Source organism: Yoonia sp. 72 (assembly GCF_034652275.1).
Lineage (GTDB): Bacteria > Pseudomonadota > Alphaproteobacteria > Rhodobacterales > Rhodobacteraceae > Yoonia.
Genome location: NZ_JAXIWG010000001.1, coordinates 484,035 through 499,873 on the forward strand (window position 1 = coordinate 484,035; position 15,839 = coordinate 499,873).

20 protein-coding genes and 1 tRNA gene are annotated in these 15,839 nt (G+C 61.5%); 11 read left to right on the forward strand and 10 right to left on the reverse strand.

All coding sequences use genetic code 11. From position 1 onward, the window contains the following. Nucleotides 1–14: 14 nt before the first annotated feature. From purQ to purC, 3 genes are read right to left on the reverse strand one after another with little or no spacing between them, the layout of a single operon-like run. Entirely contained in the window at nt 15–683 is a 669-nt protein-coding gene (purQ, locus tag VCK47_RS02535; protein WP_322889152.1) for a phosphoribosylformylglycinamidine synthase subunit PurQ, read from the reverse strand. Nucleotide 684: 1 nt separating this feature from the next. After that, entirely contained in the window at nt 685–915 is a 231-nt protein-coding gene (purS, locus tag VCK47_RS02540) for a phosphoribosylformylglycinamidine synthase subunit PurS (RefSeq protein WP_322889153.1), read from the reverse strand. A gap of 14 nt (nt 916–929) precedes the next feature. Further along, nucleotides 930–1,691 (reverse strand): phosphoribosylaminoimidazolesuccinocarboxamide synthase, encoded by a 762-nt coding sequence (gene purC, locus VCK47_RS02545; RefSeq protein WP_322889154.1) that lies wholly within the window; start codon nt 1,689–1,691, stop codon nt 930–932. Between the two features lie 133 nt (nt 1,692–1,824). Here purC and VCK47_RS02550 point away from each other — a divergent pair, with 133 nt between their 5' ends. Continuing rightward, entirely contained in the window at nt 1,825–2,139 is a 315-nt protein-coding gene (locus tag VCK47_RS02550) for a DUF1476 domain-containing protein (protein WP_322889155.1), read from the forward strand. 29 nt (nt 2,140–2,168) lie between these two features. Continuing rightward, complete coding sequence (gene bmt / locus VCK47_RS02555; RefSeq protein ID WP_322889156.1) at nt 2,169–3,188, forward strand: betaine--homocysteine S-methyltransferase; 1,020 nt, start codon at nt 2,169–2,171, stop codon at nt 3,186–3,188. 50 nt (nt 3,189–3,238) lie between these two features. On the opposite strand, the gene VCK47_RS02560 is transcribed toward bmt, so the two are convergent. Continuing rightward, nucleotides 3,239–4,321 (reverse strand): PA0069 family radical SAM protein, encoded by a 1,083-nt coding sequence (locus tag VCK47_RS02560; protein ID WP_322889157.1) that lies wholly within the window; start codon nt 4,319–4,321, stop codon nt 3,239–3,241. Between the two features lie 131 nt (nt 4,322–4,452). Between VCK47_RS02560 and VCK47_RS02565 the strand changes: the two genes are divergently transcribed. The 3 genes from VCK47_RS02565 to VCK47_RS02575 are packed head-to-tail and all read left to right on the forward strand — an operon-like array spanning nt 4,453 to nt 6,032. Further along, on the forward strand, nt 4,453–5,160 hold the full coding sequence (locus VCK47_RS02565; protein ID WP_322889158.1) for a B12-binding domain-containing protein: 708 nt from the start codon (nt 4,453–4,455) through the stop codon (nt 5,158–5,160). Nucleotides 5,161–5,212: 52 nt separating this feature from the next. After that, nucleotides 5,213–5,395, forward strand: a complete 183-nt coding sequence (locus VCK47_RS02570; RefSeq protein ID WP_322889159.1) for a hypothetical protein — start codon at nt 5,213–5,215, stop codon at nt 5,393–5,395. Next, nucleotides 5,385–6,032 carry a DUF1638 domain-containing protein gene (locus tag VCK47_RS02575; protein ID WP_322889160.1) on the forward strand — a complete coding sequence of 216 codons (648 nt, stop codon included), beginning with the start codon at nt 5,385–5,387 and terminating at the stop codon, nt 6,030–6,032. Before VCK47_RS02570 ends, VCK47_RS02575 begins: the two co-directional genes overlap by 11 nt. Here the strand turns inward: VCK47_RS02575 and VCK47_RS02580 are convergent. Genes VCK47_RS02580 through purM form a run of 4 tightly spaced genes read right to left on the reverse strand, consistent with a single transcriptional unit; the run spans nt 6,004 to nt 9,295 of the window. Beyond that, nucleotides 6,004–6,414 (reverse strand): SufE family protein, encoded by a 411-nt coding sequence (locus tag VCK47_RS02580; protein ID WP_019955127.1) that lies wholly within the window; start codon nt 6,412–6,414, stop codon nt 6,004–6,006. The genes VCK47_RS02575 and VCK47_RS02580 overlap by 29 nt on opposite strands. Nucleotides 6,415–6,446: 32 nt before the next feature. Further along, nucleotides 6,447–7,604 (reverse strand): ribonuclease D, encoded by a 1,158-nt coding sequence (rnd, locus tag VCK47_RS02585; protein ID WP_322889161.1) that lies wholly within the window; start codon nt 7,602–7,604, stop codon nt 6,447–6,449. Nucleotides 7,605–7,661: 57 nt separating this feature from the next. Further along, a complete protein-coding gene (purN, locus tag VCK47_RS02590) occupies nt 7,662–8,258 on the reverse strand; it encodes a phosphoribosylglycinamide formyltransferase (RefSeq protein ID WP_322889162.1) in 597 nt (198 codons plus the stop codon). Further along, nucleotides 8,255–9,295: a phosphoribosylformylglycinamidine cyclo-ligase gene (purM, locus tag VCK47_RS02595; protein ID WP_322889163.1), complete on the reverse strand. Its 1,041-nt coding sequence runs from the start codon at nt 9,293–9,295 to the stop codon at nt 8,255–8,257. Before purM ends, purN begins: the two co-directional genes overlap by 4 nt. A gap of 177 nt (nt 9,296–9,472) precedes the next feature. On the opposite strand from purM, the gene VCK47_RS02600 reads away from it, so the two are divergent. From VCK47_RS02600 to VCK47_RS02615, 4 genes are all read left to right on the forward strand, one after another. Continuing rightward, nucleotides 9,473–9,549 (forward strand) — tRNA-Ile (locus tag VCK47_RS02600). 137 nt (nt 9,550–9,686) lie between these two features. Continuing rightward, entirely contained in the window at nt 9,687–10,274 is a 588-nt protein-coding gene (locus tag VCK47_RS02605) for a hypothetical protein (RefSeq protein WP_322889164.1), read from the forward strand. A 161-nt stretch (nt 10,275–10,435) separates the two neighbouring features. Beyond that, a complete protein-coding gene (locus tag VCK47_RS02610) occupies nt 10,436–11,644 on the forward strand; it encodes an NADP-dependent isocitrate dehydrogenase (protein WP_322889165.1) in 1,209 nt (402 codons plus the stop codon). 78 nt (nt 11,645–11,722) lie between these two features. Next, complete coding sequence (locus VCK47_RS02615; protein ID WP_322889166.1) at nt 11,723–12,337, forward strand: YitT family protein; 615 nt, start codon at nt 11,723–11,725, stop codon at nt 12,335–12,337. Nucleotides 12,338–12,398: 61 nt separating this feature from the next. On the opposite strand, the gene VCK47_RS02620 is transcribed toward VCK47_RS02615, so the two are convergent. Then, nucleotides 12,399–13,118: a transferrin-binding protein-like solute binding protein gene (locus VCK47_RS02620; protein ID WP_322889167.1), complete on the reverse strand. Its 720-nt coding sequence runs from the start codon at nt 13,116–13,118 to the stop codon at nt 12,399–12,401. A gap of 6 nt (nt 13,119–13,124) precedes the next feature. After that, nucleotides 13,125–13,343 (reverse strand): hypothetical protein, encoded by a 219-nt coding sequence (locus VCK47_RS02625; protein ID WP_322889168.1) that lies wholly within the window; start codon nt 13,341–13,343, stop codon nt 13,125–13,127. Between the two features lie 191 nt (nt 13,344–13,534). Here VCK47_RS02625 and VCK47_RS02630 point away from each other — a divergent pair, with 191 nt between their 5' ends. Next, nucleotides 13,535–13,870 (forward strand): SMR family transporter, encoded by a 336-nt coding sequence (locus VCK47_RS02630; protein WP_322889169.1) that lies wholly within the window; start codon nt 13,535–13,537, stop codon nt 13,868–13,870. Nucleotides 13,871–13,948: 78 nt separating this feature from the next. Next, complete coding sequence (gene typA / locus VCK47_RS02635) at nt 13,949–15,766, forward strand: translational GTPase TypA (RefSeq protein WP_322889170.1); 1,818 nt, start codon at nt 13,949–13,951, stop codon at nt 15,764–15,766. The last annotated feature ends 73 nt before the right edge of the window (nt 15,767–15,839 follow it).

The window sequence follows — 15,839 nt, forward strand, 5'->3', positions numbered from 1 at the left end:
GCAACTCTCAAAGGTCAGGTCGCGACGACCTGCCCGATCAGTTCGCGGAAAAGCGCCTGTCCGTCGGTGCCGCCATGTCCCGCATCCACCGCCCGTTCGGGGTGCGGCATCATGCCCAGCACACGCCGGTTGTCAGAAACAAGGCCCGCAATACCCGCCACCGACCCGTTCAAAGGCTGCGCATAGCGGAACGCGATCCGGTCCTCGCCCTGCAACCGCGCAAGCTGGTCGGGATCCACGGTGTAATTGCCGTCGTGATGCGCCACAGGCAGCCGGATCGCCTGCCCAGCTTGGTAACCTGTGGTGAACGCGGTATCCACAGTTTCCACAACCAGATCAACGGTCTTGCAGATGAACTTGAGGTTCGCATTGCGCATCAAGGCGCCCGGCAAGAGGCGGGTTTCGGTCAGCACCTGAAACCCGTTGCATACGCCCAGCACATAGCCGCCACGGTCTGCATGGGCGACGACCGCGCGACAGATCGGCGATTGCGCGGCAATGGCGCCGCAGCGCAGGTAATCGCCAAAGGAAAACCCGCCCGGAATGGCGACCAGATCGACAGCGTCGGGCAGGCTCGCGTCCTTGTGCCAGACCATGGTCACATCGGCACCAGCCGCACGCAGGGCGACAGCCATGTCGCGGTCACAGTTGGAACCGGGGAAGACGACGACGGCAGCGCGCATCTTAAAGCACCTCGATCCGGTAGCTTTCGATCACAGTATTGGCGAGCAGCTTGTCGCACATCTGCGCGATGGTCGCCTCATCCGTGCCGTCGGCCAGATCAAGCTCGATCAGCTTGCCCTGCCGCACGCCCTGCACCCCGTCAAAGCCAAGGCTTGCCAACGCGTGGCGCACGGCCTCGCCCTGTGGGTCCAGAACGCCGGTCTTTAGCATCACATAAACACGCGCCTTCATGGCCTCGCCTCGCTTTAGTTGATCAATGTGGGTTTGGGGCGGTGCGTGACATTGGACGGCATCACGCCCAGACGGCGGGCGACCTCTGTATAGGCATCGGTCAGATTGCCCAGATCGCGGCGGAAAACGTCCTTGTCTAGCTTCTGGCCCGTCTCAATATCCCACAAGCGGCAACTGTCGGGGCTGATCTCGTCGGCCAGCAGCAGACGGGGGAATTCGTTGTCCCAGACGCGGCCGACCTCGATCTTGAAATCGACCAGCTTGATGCCGACGCCGTACATGACACCGGACATCCAGTCGTTCACCCGCAGCGCAAGGCTGACGATATCGTCCATGTCCTGCTGGCTGGCCCAGCCAAAGGCGATGATATATTCCTCGGGCACCAGCGGATCACCCAGCGCGTCATCCTTGTAGGAAAATTCCACGATCGGGCGTGGCAGTTGCATGCCTTCCTCGATCCCCATGCGTTTGGCCATCGAGCCGGCGGCCACGTTGCGCACGATGATTTCAAGCGGAATGATCTCGACCTGCCGGATCAGCTGTTCGCGCATGTTCAGGCGGCGGATGAAATGCGTCGGGATTCCGATCTGGCCGAGGCCGGTCATGAAAAACTCGCTCAGGCGGTTGTTCAGCACGCCCTTGCCCTCGATCACCGCGCGCTTTTCGGCGTTGAAGGCGGTGGCGTCATCCTTGAAATACTGTACCAGCGTTCCCGGTTCAGGGCCTTCATACAGGATCTTCGCCTTGCCTTCATAAATCTTTTTGCGGCGCGCCATGCTGACCCCTTACCACTTGTGCGCCCGTGCGCGGCGCTGTCATCCTCGCCTCTTAGTGCAAGCACCCCTTGCGGGCAAGCACCTGTGCGGGCATATCTGACGCAACCGTTCCACCAAAGCCGAGGTATGTGCCATGTCCACCTTTGATGACCGCAAACAGGCCTTCGAGGCCAAATTCGCCCATGACGCCGAAATGCAGTTCAAGGCCGAAGCGCGGCGCAACAAGCTGCTCGGGCTTTGGGCCGCCGACCTCATGGGCAAATCCGGCGACGAGGCTGCGGCCTATGCCGTCGAGGTCGTGAAATCCGATTTCGAGGAAGCCGGGGACGAGGATGTGTTCCGCAAGGTATCGGGCGATCTGGGCGCGCGCGCTGATGAGGCCACGATCCGCGCCAAGATGGTTTCGCTGATGGCCGAGGCCAAGGCGCAACTGATGACTGAAATCTGATCTTTACCCTTGCCTGAAAAGACCCTGCCATGACCAACGCCCTGTCCAAGCTGCTTGAAACCCGCGACTGGCTGATGGCCGACGGGGCGACGGGCACCAATCTGTTCAACATGGGGCTGATGTCGGGCGACGCGCCCGAGATGTGGAACCTTGAAGAACCCGCCAAGATCCGCACGCTCTATAAGGGGGCCGCAGATGCAGGCAGCGACATTTTCCTGACCAACAGTTTCGGCGGCAATGCCTCGCGGCTCAAACTGCATGGCGCGGAAAATCAGGTCCATGAACTCAACAAGGTCGCAGCCGCCATTGGCCGCGAGATCGCGGATGCTTCCGGCCGGACCATCGTGGTTGCCGGGTCTGTCGGTCCCACCGGCGAGATCATGACGCCGATGGGCACGCTGACCCACGAACGCGCAGTGGAAATGTTCCACGAACAGGCCGAAGGGCTGAAGGCAGGCGGCGCGGATGTGCTCTGGGTCGAAACCATCTCTGCCGCCGAAGAATTCGCCGCTGCCGCCGAAGCCTTTGCGCTGGCAGGCATGCCGTGGTGCGGCACGATGAGTTTTGATACCGCGGGACGCACGATGATGGGCTTGACCTCTGCTGATATGGTCAAAAAGGTCGGCAAGCTCACGCATCAGCCGCTGGCGTTCGGCGCCAACTGCGGCACTGGTGCCTCGGATCTTCTGCGCACCGTTCTGGGCTTTGCTGCCGCTGGCCCCACCCTGCCCCTGATCGCCAAGGGCAATGCGGGCATCCCGAAATACCACGACGGGCATATCCATTACGACGGCACGCCCGAACTGATGGCCGATTACGCGGTGCTGGCGCGCGACAGCGGGGCCACGATTATCGGCGGCTGCTGCGGCACCACGCCCGACCACTTGCGCGCGATGCGTGAAGCCTTGGAGACCCGGCCAAAAGGCACGTCGCCCACGTTAGACGCGATCACCGCAGCCCTTGGTGGCTTCTCCTCGGCCTCGGACGGCACCGATGGTGCAGGGCCAGAGGCCGCCCCCCGCCGTGGCCGCCGCGCCAAACGCGACTGATCCTGTCGGGCAGTGCCCGCCCCGGGCCTGACCCGGGGCCTCGCCCAATCTTAAAACAACGTCAGCTGATCGCCCTTCTGCGGCGGTCTGGCGAACAGGTCCGTGCGCAACGGCGGCAGCGTCCGGTCCAGCCCCAGCCGTGCCGCGGCCAGCTTGAACCGCTCCTGCGTGATCTTGGCCCAGACACCCTGCCCCGTCATCCGCTTGCCGAACTCGGGATCGTAATCGCGCCCGCCGTGCAAGGCGCGCACCCGCCCCATCACCCGCGCGGCACGGTCGGGAAAATGCGCCTCCAGCCAGTCCTGAAACAGCCCCGCCACCTCGCGCGGCAGGCGCAGCATGATGCAGGATGCGGCGACAGCCCCCGCGCCCTGCGCCGCCTCCAAAATCGCCTCCAGCTCGTGATCCGTCAGCGCAGGCACCAAGGGCGAGGCCATCACGCGCACCGGAATCCCCGCATCGGTCAGCGTACGGATCACCCGCAGCCGTGCGGCTGGCAGCGGCACACGCGGTTCCATCGCGCGGGAAATCGCAGGGTCCAGCGTGGTGACAGACACACCCACGCGCACCAGCCCCTTGGCCGCCATGTCGCCCAGAATATCGCAATCGCGCGCGATCAGCGTGCCTTTGGTCACGATGGCAACGGGATGGTTGAAATCGCGCAGCACCTCCAGCACCGCGCGCATGATTCGCCGTTCCTTTTCAATCGGTTGGTAAGGGTCGGTATTGGTGCCGATGGCGATGATCGCAGGCACATAGCGCGGGTTTGACAGCTCCTTGCGCAACTGCTCTGCCGCATTGGGGCGCGCGATCAGCTTGGTTTCAAAGTCCAGCCCCGGTGAGAGGCCCAGAAACGCATGGCTCGGCCGTGCGAAACAATAGATGCAGCCATGTTCGCAACCGCGATAGGGGTTGATCGAACGGTCGAACGACAGGTCGGGCGAGGTGTTGCGCGTGATGACCTTGCCGATCATTTCCTCGCTGACCGTGGTGCGCAGGACGGGCAGATCGTCGTCCTGATACCAGCCGTCATCCACCGCCTCGGCCGACAATCGGTCGAACCGGACAGCCGGATTGCCAAGGGCGGCGCGCCCCTTGGCGCGGTGGGAACGGAGGGTCAGATCATCGGTCATGCCGCATTCTGGAACAAATGCAGAACACTGGCAAGCCCGCGTCGGTCCCGCGACGGTGAATGTCGCAATTCATCGGGTGGACGGCCGCAATTAGGCGCACTACAGGGACAACGACTTTCATGAGGGTTCCCATGTCCGACCAAGACGACGAAATCATCCTTTCCGAACTGAGCGACGAAGATCTTGTCGCGCAGATGTACGACGACCTTTACGACGGCATGAAGGAAGAGATCGAGGAAGGCGTCAACATCCTGATCGAACGCGGCTGGACCCCTTACCGCGTCCTGACAGAGGCGCTTGTCGGCGGCATGACCATCGTGGGCCACGATTTCCGCGACGGGATTCTTTTCGTCCCAGAGGTGCTGCTGGCCGCCAATGCGATGAAAGGCGGCATGTTCATCCTCAAGCCGCTGTTGATCGCGACAGGCGCACCGCGCGTCGGCAAGATGGTGATCGGTACCGTCAAAGGCGACATCCACGACATTGGCAAGAACCTTGTCGGCATGATGATGGAAGGCGCGGGATTCGAGGTCATCGACCTTGGCATCAACAATTCCGTCGAATCCTACATGGGCGCGCTTGAGGCTGAACAGCCTGATATCCTTGGCATGTCCGCCCTGCTGACGACCACGATGCCTTACATGAAGGTCGTGATCGACACGCTGGTCGAAAAGGGCGTGCGCGACGATTATATCGTGCTGGTGGGCGGTGCCCCCCTGAACGAAGAATTCGGCCGCGCCATCGGGGCCGACGCCTATTGCCGCGATGCCGCCGTTGCGGTGGAAACCGCCAAAACACTGGTTGCGCGCAAGCATAATCAGGGTGCGGTCCACGCCTGACCCTTTAACGGGGCGGCATCGGGTCTTACCTATGGATCATAGGAGAACGCCGATGCCGATTGAAAAACTTGCCATCCTTCTGGTCGCTGTGATCGCGGCCTCTGGTGTGACCATCGCACTCGGGGCCTGGGCCGCGGGTGCCGCGGGCCTCACGCCGATGCTCGGCCTTGCGGCCATCAGTATCGTGGTGCTTCTGGCCAGCATCCTGCTGCGCCGCCGCCGCCGTGATCAGTGACGCAACCCTCAGCCATGACGGCCTGCCCCCTGCCGGACAGGGCCAGATCCTGCTGATCGCCTGCGGGGCTTTGGCGCGCGAGATTCTTGCGCTCAAGGCTGCAAACAACTGGTCGCATCTGGATCTGCACTGCCTGCCCGCGATCCTGCACAACCACCCCGACCGCATCATCCCCGCCCTGCGGGACGCTGCCGCCAAACATGGTGCGAATTACCACGACATCTTTGTCGTCTACGCCGATTGCGGCACGGGCGGGCTGTTGCAGGCAGCTTGCGACGACATGGGCCTGCGGATGGTTGCGGGGCCGCATTGCTATGCCTTTTTCGAAGGGGTCGATGCCTTTGCCGCCCGCGACGAGATCACGGCCTTCTACCTGACCGACTTTCTGGTCCGCCAGTTTGACGCCTTTGTCTGGGAACCGCTTGGCCTGCACAAACACCCCGCCCTGCGGGACATGTATTTCGGCAATTACGAAAAACTGGTCTATCAGGCGCAGACGGATGATGCGGCCCTGACCTCCAAGGCACAGGACTGCGCCGCGCGTCTGGGTCTGGCGTTCGAGCGGCGCTATACCGGCTACGGCGATCTGGCCACAGCCCTTGGCGCTATTACAGCGCCGCCGCCGCTGTCTGCCTGATCCGTTCCACCATGGCGCGCAAACCGTTGGACCGTTGCGCCGACAGATGATCGTTCAGCCCCAAGCGGCCAAGGGCGGCTGGCGCGTCGATCTTGACCACCTCGGCCACCGGCTGGTCATCGTAAAGAGTACGCAAGACCGCAATCAGCCCACGCACAATCATCGCGTCGCTTTCGCCGCGAAAGGTGAACACACCGTCCTTGATCTGGGGGACCAGCCAGACCTGACTGGCGCAACCGTCGACCTTGGTCGCAGGCACGCGCAAAGCCTCTTCCAGCGGGTCCATCGCCTTGCCCATGTCGATCACATGGCGATAGCGGTCTTCCCAATCGTCAAGGAATTCGAACGTCTCGACAAGCTCTTCAAAGGCGGGGTTGGTCATATCTGCTTTCCTCGGGTCATGCCTGATCTAGTCTAAAGCGGGACAGTGACCACCTTTTGCCCTTTGACAGCCAGCCCCACCTTGCCCTCGCAAAGCTGCAAGGCCGCATTGCCAAAAACTTCGTTGCGCCAGCCTTTCAGCGCCGGCACATCGCGTTCGCCTGCCGCCAAAGCATCCAGATCACTTGACGAGGCGATGAGCTTGGGCGCGACACCCGCATCATCCGTCACGGCCTTGAGCAGGACACGCAGCATATCGGCCAGCGCGGGATTGACCTGCAACTTGGCGCGGCTGAGATCGGGCTGCGGCAGATCGCCGGGTTTGGTCTCCAACCCTGCCTTGATACTGGCAAGGATGCCTTCGGCAATCTCGCCCTTGCGGGCTTCACGCAGCAGAAGACGGGACCGGCCAAGATCCTGTTCATTCACGGGCTTGGTCGAGGCAAGTTCAACCAGTGCATCATCTTTATAGACACGGCTGCGCGGAATGTCGCGTTCCTGCGCATAGATTTCGCGGAACCGCGCCAGTTCGCGCACGATAGCCAGAAAGCGGCCTGACTGGGTGCGCGTCTTGACCCGCATCCATGCCTCGTCGGGGTTGGACTGATAGGTCGCAGGGTCGTTGAGCACCGCCATTTCCTCGGCCACCCATTTCGCGCGGCCCGTCTTGGCCAGACGCGCGGACAAGTACTCATAAACATCGCGCAGGTGGGTGACATCAGCCAGCGCATATTCCGCCTGCGCGTCGGTCAACGGACGGCGCGACCAGTCAGTGAAACGGGACGATTTGTCCACCTCCGCCTTGGCGATCTTGCGCACCAATGTCTCGTATCCCGCCTGTTCGCCGAACCCGCAAACCATCGCGGCGACCTGTGTGTCGAACAAAGGCGCGGGTATCAGGCCCGCATCGACATGGAAAATCTCCAGGTCCTGACGGGCGGCATGGAATACCTTGACCACTGCGGGATCACGGAACAAGTCGTAAAGCGGATCAAGCGCGATCCCCTCGGCCAACGGATCGACCAGCACCGCATCCTCGCCCGCCACATCGCGGTAGGCCATCTGCACAAGGCAAAGCTTGGAAAAATAGGTGCGTTCGCGCAGGAACTCGGTGTCGACGGTCACGTAGGGGCGTTTGGCAGCCTCTCGGCAAAAGGCGGCCAGTGCGTCGGTGGTGGTGATGATCTTCATGCCAATTCCGTCATTTGTATCCCAGCGTGATAGGGCATCGGGCCGGCAATGAAAAGATCAGCCTTCCAGCATGACAGGGACAGTCGCGCCTGCCGCAAAACGGCGCAGGACCGCCGGATAAAGCGCATGTTCCAGCGGCAGCAGGCGCGCGGCCAGCGTCTCGGGCGTGTCACCCGGCAAAACGCGCATCCGCGCCTGCCCCAGCACCGGCCCGTCATCGAGCGCGGCCGTCACCTGATGCACGGTACAGCCGTGGTGGGTGTCGCCTGCCTCCAGCGCGCGGGCATGGGTGTGCAACCCGCGATATTTCGGCAAAAGCGATGGGTGGATATTCAGGATGCGCCCTTCCCACTGCCGGATGAATTCTGCCCCCAGAATACGCATGAAACCGGCAAGGCAGATGATATCGGGCTCAACCTCCAGCAAGGCCGCGTGTAAGGCCACCTCGAATGCGGCGCGGTCCTTGGCATAGGCTTTGTGATCGACAACAGCGGTCGGCACGCCAAGGTCGCGGGCCTTCGCCAGCCCGCCCGCTGCCGGATCATTGGACAGCACCAGCACAGGCCGCGCGGGATGGTCGCCGGTCATGGATTTGACCAGCGCGACCATATTGGACCCGCCGCCAGAAATCAGGATCGCAACCCTTTTGGTCACACAAGCGCGCCTGTATAGCGGATGCCCGCGCCCTCGGTGAGGGTGCCGATGCGGTGGACCGTCTCGCCTGCCTCTGTCAGCAGCGCGCTCAATGCCTCGGCGCGGGCGGCATCGACGACCAGCACCATGCCGATTCCGGCGTTGAAGGTCTTGAGCAGTTCGGCCTGCGCCATGCCACCGGTCTGCACCAGCCATGCAAACACAGGCGGCAAGGCCCACGACCCCAGATCGATATCCGCGCCCAGATCGTCAGGCAGCACACGCGGCAGGTTTTCGGTCAGCCCGCCACCGGTGATATGGGCCAGCGCATGCACGCCCCCTGCCCGCACGGCGGCCAGCGCGGGCTGCACATAAAGGCGGGTGGGCGTCAAAAGCGCCTCACCCAAAGACCCTTCCGCAAATGGTGCGGCATCGTCCCAGCCCAGCCCCGACACATCCACAATCCGGCGCACCAGCGAATAGCCGTTGGAATGCACACCATCGGAGGCAAGCCCCAGCAGCACATCGCCCGCCACCACGTCGCGCGGCAGGTCAGCGCCGCGTTCCATCGCGCCCACAGCAAAGCCAGCCAGATCGAAATCGCCCTTGTGATACATGCCCGGCATTTCCGCCGTCTCGCCGCCGATCAGCGCGCAGCCCGAGGCTTCGCACCCCGCCGCAATCCCGTTTATGATCCGCGTCGCCTGATCCAGTTCCAGCTTGCCGGTGGCGAAATAGTCCAGAAAAAAGAGCGGCTCCGCCCCTTGACAGACCAGATCGTTGACACACATCGCCACCAGATCGATCCCGATCGTATCGACATGGCCCGTGTCAATCGCGATCCGCAGTTTGGTCCCCACACCATCGGTCGCGGCGACAAGAATCGGGTCCACGTAACCCGCATCCTTGAGATCGAAAAGCGCGCCGAACCCGCCCAGCCCCGCCATCACGCCGGACCGTGCCGTGCGCTTGGCCGCAGGCTTGATCCGTTCCACCAGCGTATTGCCCGCGTCGATATCGACCCCCGCATCCGCGTAAGTCAGGCCATTCTTCGTCATCTGGGGCACCCCGCTGTCTGGTTGACCTGCGGTTAGCGCAAGCCCGCCGCCCGCGCAACGCCCTCCTGTGCATCGTTCGAGCATAAATATCCCCGCCGGAGGCCAAAAGTTCTTTTCGACGCCCCCACATGCGAAACGCTTGACCATCGGCACAGCGCCAATTACCCACCGTTCAGGGGGCCTGTAGCTCAATTGGTCAGAGCAGAGCGCTCATAACGCTTTGGTTGCGGGTTCAAGTCCTGCCGGGCCTACCATGCGTCACCGGCACAGGCCGCGTGACAGCACCCCTCGCAGCAAGGCCCGGTGTCAGAGGACGCAGGCCCCGCGAAAACGGAACCGTTCATTGTTTGCGGCGTTGGTCTTCCAACATCGCAAAGAACGGAGCGTGACAATGACCAACCCGCAAGACCCCAATGCACCCGCCACCGATCAGGAACGACGCGCCTTGGACGCCGAGGAAATGGAGATGGCCAACCAGTCCCGCAACCCGGCACTGGCCACCTTGCCCGACAACGCCTTGTCAGACCTGATCCAGCGTCTGCGCGCGCGGCGCAACCGCGCACGCGACATCGCCGACAGGCAGGGCCGCGAAGCGCGTGCAAAAGCTGCCCCCGCAGGCGCCACGCCCGCCAGTCGTAATGACGGCACGCTCAGCAAGCATGACTACCTCAATGCCGCCCTTGACCGCGTGACGGCAGAGCGTGAGGCACGACAGGCAAAATCCGGATCTGCCGAGGCAGCCGACCAGCCCGCACCGACGCAGCACGACCTGTCCCAGAAGGCGCTGGCCACCAAGACAGAAAACGCCGCATCCCAAAACGAGATGATGGAGGGCGGCAGCGCGTTGCACCCGCACGACCCCGACGCCAGCAGCGGCAAGGGCGATATGGCGGACAAGGCGCGCAAGACGGCGCCTTCGGGTGCGCTCGACCATGCGGGTGAATTGCCCTCGCGCGAACGGTCGCGCACGCGCTACTGATTGCGCCGCAGCATCGGCAACCACCGACAGACGCGCCGCCCTGCGCGTCTGTTTTGCGCTGCAACCTCGCCTCTTTTTCAGTATACAAATGCATACAGCCCTTCCCGTAGGGCCGGTTTTGCGCTATGAGCGGCGCAGAATCCACGCCAAAGAGGTATAGAATGTCCAAGATCAAGGTAGAGAACCCGGTCGTCGAGCTTGACGGCGATGAAATGACCCGGATCATCTGGGATTTCATCAAGAAAAAACTGATCCTGCCCTATCTGGACGTGGATCTGAAATACTACGATCTGGGCATGGAAGTCCGCGACGAAACCAATGACCAGATCACCGTGGACGCCGCCGAAGCGATCAAGAAATACGGTGTCGGCGTCAAATGCGCGACCATCACCCCTGATGAACAGCGCGTCGAGGAATTCGGCCTCAAACAGATGTGGCGCAGCCCCAACGGGACGATCCGCAACATCTTGGGCGGCGTGGTGTTCCGCGCGCCGATCATCTGCAAAAACGTGCCCCGCCTTGTGCCCGGCTGGACCGACCCGATCGTCATCGGCCGTCACGCCTTTGGCGACCAGTACAAAGCCACCGATTTCCTGATGCCCGGCAAAGGCCAGCTGACGATGAAGTTTGTGGGCGACGACGGCACAGTCATTGAAAAAGTCGTCTATGACAGCCCCGGTGCCGGTGTGGCGATGGGTATGTACAACCTTGACGAAAGCATCATCGACTTTGCCCGCGCATCGTTGAACTATGGCCTGAACCTGGGCTGGCCGGTCTATCTGTCCACCAAGAACACGATCCTGAAAGCCTATGACGGCCGCTTCAAGGATCTGTTCCAGAAGGTGTTCGAGGAAGAATTCGAGGACAAGTTCAAAGCTGCGGGCATCACCTACGAACACCGCCTGATCGACGATATGGTCGCCGCCGCGATGAAATGGTCCGGCAAATTCGTCTGGGCCTGTAAAAACTACGACGGCGACGTGCAGTCCGATACTGTCGCACAGGGCTTTGGCTCGCTCGGCCTCATGACCTCCGCGCTGATGACCCCCGATGGCAAGATCGTCGAGGCCGAAGCCGCCCACGGCACGGTCACCCGCCATTACCGTCAGCATCAAGCAGGCAAGGCGACATCGACCAACTCCATCGCGTCGATCTTTGCCTGGACCGGCGGGTTGAAGCACCGCGCGAAACTCGATGGCAACACACAGTTGATGAACTTTGCCACGACGCTGGAAAAGGTCACTGTGGATACAGTCGAAAGCGGCTTCATGACCAAGGATCTTGCCCTGCTGGTCGGCCCCGACCAGAAATGGCTGACGACCGAAGGGTTCCTCGAGAAAGTCGACGAGAACCTCAACGCCGCGATGTAATGCAAAGGGGGGCCGGTTGGCCCCCCTTTTTTTCATGAAGCGCTTGCTGCGCCGTCGCTTCTTCAGTAACGGCCACCCATGACCGAGACGATCAGCCCCCCCGCCCCGCATACCCACCTCGAAGATGCACAAGCCTTTGCGTTGGGCACGGCCATGTGCGCGCTGGGCGTCACTATGCTGACCCATCTGGGGCTGGTGACGGGGCAGACGGCGGGGCTGGCGGTGCTGTTGTCCTACGCGACGGGCGTGTCGTTCGGGATCGTGTTCTTTGCCGTCAACCTGCCGTTCTACTGGCTGGCCTGGGTCAAAATGGGCCCGCGGTTCACGATCAAGAGCTTTGTCTGCGTTGCCCTCGTCTCGGTCCTGTCGGAGCTCTTCCCGCGCTGGATCACCTTTGCCCAGCTCGACCCGGTGCTGGGCGCGATGCTGATCGGGGCCGTCATCGGGCTTGGGCTGATCGTCCTGTTCCGCCACGGCGCGAGCCTTGGCGGCATTGGCGTGCTGGTGCTGTGGTTGCAGGAAAAAACAGGCTTCCGGGCTGGCTATACGCAGTTGATCTTTGATCTGTGCCTCTTCGCCGCCGCCTTCGCCGTGATCGCGCCACGGCTGGTGCTGTTCTCGCTGGCGGGGGCAGTGGTCGCGAACCTGATCATCGCGACGAACCATCGGCCGGACCGCTATACCGGGCGCTAGGGCACAAGGATGAAAAAAGGGCGGCCGAAGCCGCCCCTTTTGACGCAACGCTGTATCGCGCCTAGTCGGTTTGGCGAGTGGCGGTATAGCCCGCAGCGCCGATAATTCTGTCGCCAGCGATCGTCTCGTCGATCACGGCAAGACCGCTGATTTCAGACCCGTCAGGCCCGAAGAAAGTGCCACCGATTTGGGTCGCCGACGGTGCGCAAACAATGAGATCAGGGCAGTTGGTCAACGTCGTCGTTGTGGTAAATCCATTTCCAACGATATTCGTTTCGAGAATGTCGAATTCGAATGTCCCATCGCCGCCATTCACGCTGGCATCGCCAAGGATGCGGCTGTCACCGAAACGCGCCGTAAAGCGCACTGATCCGGTGATGCTGCTGGCCTCACCATCCGAGAAAGTCTCTCCAGCCAATTCGCCAGCGTAGTTCACACTGCCATCCGTCGGCAGATTTGCCGGATTCGTTTCAAAGCCGAACGTATACAACCCGAACGGACCCTCATCGTCGCCACCAATGATTGAGATCAGGTTGGTCGATGAAAACACACTGCCGGTGTTCGGGCGAAGCTCATAGTTCGTGCCATCACCACCCGTGGCTACCAGAGGGAAGAACGAACCCGGTGTCGCTGTGAATTCAAGCGTTTCGCCGTTGATTTCAAGGTTGAATGATCCGTCAGCACCGCCATCGGGGTTTTCCCCGCGGTCGATGCTGTAATTTGCATTGGACAGATTGATGACGATTTCATCGCTGGTCCCGTCGGTTGACCGCGTGACCAAGAGAACCTAACCTGCATCGTCAAAGCCTTCTCCAGGCGCCGGAGCGCCGTTGACGAGGGCGATTTCATTCGCAAATGGCTGACCGTTGGAGGACTCGGTTTCGCTCTCCGTGCCAAAACTCAGTTGCACAACTGTATCGCCACCGGGGGTCGAAGAGCCGGAAGAACAGCCAGCCACAACAGCGGCGGCCAACATGAAAGACGGGAAAATATAGAATCTGGGCATCAGTTCTCCTAAAAGGTTAATAAAGTGTTAATAGGCTAGGCGGTATTCCGCGAGATAACCAAGACAATTACCGCGACATACCGACACATGCAAAAAGAGCGATTTAATAGCTCTCGAATCCGACGGTGGAGACATCATTTCGGCGCATGATTGCAGATGACAGCGCGTAATTTGCGCGCTACACGCGGAGCATGCCCGTTCACTATTTCCTCCTGATTTTCGCAATCATCGCCGAGACCATCGGCACCACGGCGCTGCAGGCCAGCCAGCAGTTCACGCGGCTCTGGCCGTCGGTGATCGTCGTCGTCGCCTATGGCGTGTTGTTCTATCTGCTGGCGCTGACGCTGCGGTTCATGCCGGTGGGTGTCGTCTATGCGATGTGGTCGGGGCTGGGGATCGTGATGATCGCAGTGATCGGCTATCTGGTGTTCGGCCAAAGGCTCGATCTGCCGGCCGTTATCGGGATCGGGATGATCCTATGCGGCATCCTTGTGATCCATCTTTTCTCGCAGACTTCGTCGCACTGACGCAGTGCTGCGATTAAGGGGTGGCTTTTGCTGCGATTGCACGGTATCGCGCAGCTAAATTTCCCATAAGGCTGACCCATGGATATCCGCAATATCGCGATCATCGCGCACGTTGACCACGGCAAGACAACGCTTGTCGACGAACTTTTGAAACAATCCGGCGTCTATCGCGAGAACGAGGCGACGACCGAACGCGCGATGGACAGCAACGACATCGAACGCGAACGCGGCATCACCATTCTGGCAAAATGCACATCTGTCGAATGGAAAGGCACGCGGATCAACATCGTCGATACCCCCGGCCACGCCGATTTCGGCGGTGAAGTCGAACGCATCCTGTCGATGGTTGACGGTGTCGTCCTGCTGGTCGATGCCGCCGAAGGGCCGATGCCTCAGACGAAATTCGTCACCTCCAAGGCGCTGGCGCTTGGGCTGCGCCCCATCGTTGTCGTCAACAAGGTGGACAAGGCCGACGGCGAACCCGATCAGGCCGTCGATGACGTGTTCGACCTGTTTGCAGCACTAGAAGCCACCGATGAACAGCTTGATTTCCCAGTGATGTACGCTTCCGGTCGTGCAGGCTGGTGTGACGAGCAGCTTGACGGCCCGCGCAAGGACCTGTCCGCGCTGTTCGACAAAGTGCTCCAGCACGTCCCGATGCCTGCCCAGATCAGCCGCCGCGACGAGCCTTTCCAGATGCTGGCCACCACCCTGTCGGCCGATCCGTTCATCGGGCGCATTCTGACAGGCCGCGTCGAGGCGGGCACATTGCGCGCGGGCGAAACCGTCAAGGCGCTGTCGCGCAATGGCGACAAGCTGGAACAGTTCCGCGTGTCCAAGATCCTCGCCTTCCGCGGGTTGAGCCAGCAGCCTATCGATGTGGCCGAGGCGGGTGATATCGTTACGCTAGCCGGCATGACCAAGGCGACCGTCGCAGATACGATCTGCGACATGTCGATCGACGTGCCGATTCCCGCGCAGCCCATCGATCCGCCGACCATCACCGTGACTTTTGGCATCAACGACAGCCCGCTTGCAGGGCGCGATGGCAAAAAAGTGCAAAGTCGCGTCATCCGCGAACGTCTGATGCGCGAAGCCGAAGTCAATGTCGCGATCAAGGTTGCCGATACCGCCATGGGCGATGCGTTCGAAGTGTCTGGCCGTGGCGAATTGCAAATGGGCGTGCTGATCGAGAACATGCGCCGCGAAGGGTTCGAGCTTTCGATTTCCCGCCCGCAGGTGATTTTCAAGGATATCGACGGCGTCCGCCACGAACCGATCGAGGAAGCCACGATTGACGTGGATGACGAATACACGGGTGCGGTCGTCGAAAAGCTGACCGGCCCCCGCAAGGGCGAATTGGTCGAGATGAAACCCGCCGGTGCCGGCAAGACCCGCATCATCGCGCATGTGCCGTCACGCGGACTGATCGGCTATCACGGCGAATTCCTGACCGATACGCGCGGCTCGGGCATCCTCAACCGGCTGTTCCACGGCTGGGCGCCCTTCAAAGGCAAGATCGAAGGCCGCCGTCAGGGGGTTCTGATCTCGATGGAGAACGGCACCTCGGTGTCCTATGCGCTGTGGAAACTGGAAGACCGCGGCAAGTTCTTTATCGGCGCGCAGGAAGCTGTCTATACCGGCATGATTATCGGCGAACACAACCGCGACAACGACCTGGAAGTGAACCCGCTGAAAGGCAAGCAACTGACCAACGTCCGCGCCTCGGGCACGGACGAGGCGGTGCGCCTGACAACGCCTGTCACCATGTCGCTGGAACAGGCGATTGCCTATATCGACGACGATGAATTGGTCGAGGTCACGCCCAATGCGATCCGGCTGCGCAAGCGGTTTCTTGATCCGCATGAGCGCAAGAAAAACGCCCGCAGCGCGTGATGCTGTTTCGCGCTGGTCTGACCAGCGCGACGCCTCCGGCGGGGATATTTTTTCTCGGAAGATGGAAAGAAGC

Excerpts from the sequence above, each read along its gene's own strand:
- purC (WP_322889154.1), bottom strand. The coding sequence starts at position 1,691 with ATGGCGCGCCGCAAAAAGATTTATGAAGGCAAGGCGAAGATCCTGTAT.
- VCK47_RS02550 (WP_322889155.1), top strand. The coding sequence starts at position 1,825 with ATGTCCACCTTTGATGACCGCAAACAGGCCTTCGAGGCCAAATTCGCC.
- VCK47_RS02580 (WP_019955127.1), bottom strand. The coding sequence starts at position 6,414 with ATGACCAACCCCGCCTTTGAAGAGCTTGTCGAGACGTTCGAATTCCTT.
- VCK47_RS02605 (WP_322889164.1), top strand. The coding sequence starts at position 9,687 with ATGACCAACCCGCAAGACCCCAATGCACCCGCCACCGATCAGGAACGA.
- VCK47_RS02615 (WP_322889166.1), top strand. The coding sequence starts at position 11,723 with ATGACCGAGACGATCAGCCCCCCCGCCCCGCATACCCACCTCGAAGAT.
- VCK47_RS02570 (WP_322889159.1), top strand. The coding sequence starts at position 5,213 with ATGCCGATTGAAAAACTTGCCATCCTTCTGGTCGCTGTGATCGCGGCC.
- bmt (WP_322889156.1), top strand. The coding sequence starts at position 2,169 with ATGACCAACGCCCTGTCCAAGCTGCTTGAAACCCGCGACTGGCTGATG.
- VCK47_RS02565 (WP_322889158.1), top strand. The coding sequence starts at position 4,453 with ATGTCCGACCAAGACGACGAAATCATCCTTTCCGAACTGAGCGACGAA.
- purS (WP_322889153.1), bottom strand. The coding sequence starts at position 915 with ATGAAGGCGCGTGTTTATGTGATGCTAAAGACCGGCGTTCTGGACCCA.
- VCK47_RS02560 (WP_322889157.1), bottom strand. The coding sequence starts at position 4,321 with ATGACCGATGATCTGACCCTCCGTTCCCACCGCGCCAAGGGGCGCGCC.
- purQ (WP_322889152.1), bottom strand. The coding sequence starts at position 683 with ATGCGCGCTGCCGTCGTCGTCTTCCCCGGTTCCAACTGTGACCGCGAC.
- VCK47_RS02610 (WP_322889165.1), top strand. The coding sequence starts at position 10,436 with ATGTCCAAGATCAAGGTAGAGAACCCGGTCGTCGAGCTTGACGGCGAT.
- rnd (WP_322889161.1), bottom strand. The coding sequence starts at position 7,604 with ATGAAGATCATCACCACCACCGACGCACTGGCCGCCTTTTGCCGAGAG.
- VCK47_RS02630 (WP_322889169.1), top strand. The coding sequence starts at position 13,535 with ATGCCCGTTCACTATTTCCTCCTGATTTTCGCAATCATCGCCGAGACC.
- purM (WP_322889163.1), bottom strand. The coding sequence starts at position 9,295 with ATGACGAAGAATGGCCTGACTTACGCGGATGCGGGGGTCGATATCGAC.
- typA (WP_322889170.1), top strand. The coding sequence starts at position 13,949 with ATGGATATCCGCAATATCGCGATCATCGCGCACGTTGACCACGGCAAG.
- VCK47_RS02625 (WP_322889168.1), bottom strand. The coding sequence starts at position 13,343 with ATGCCCAGATTCTATATTTTCCCGTCTTTCATGTTGGCCGCCGCTGTT.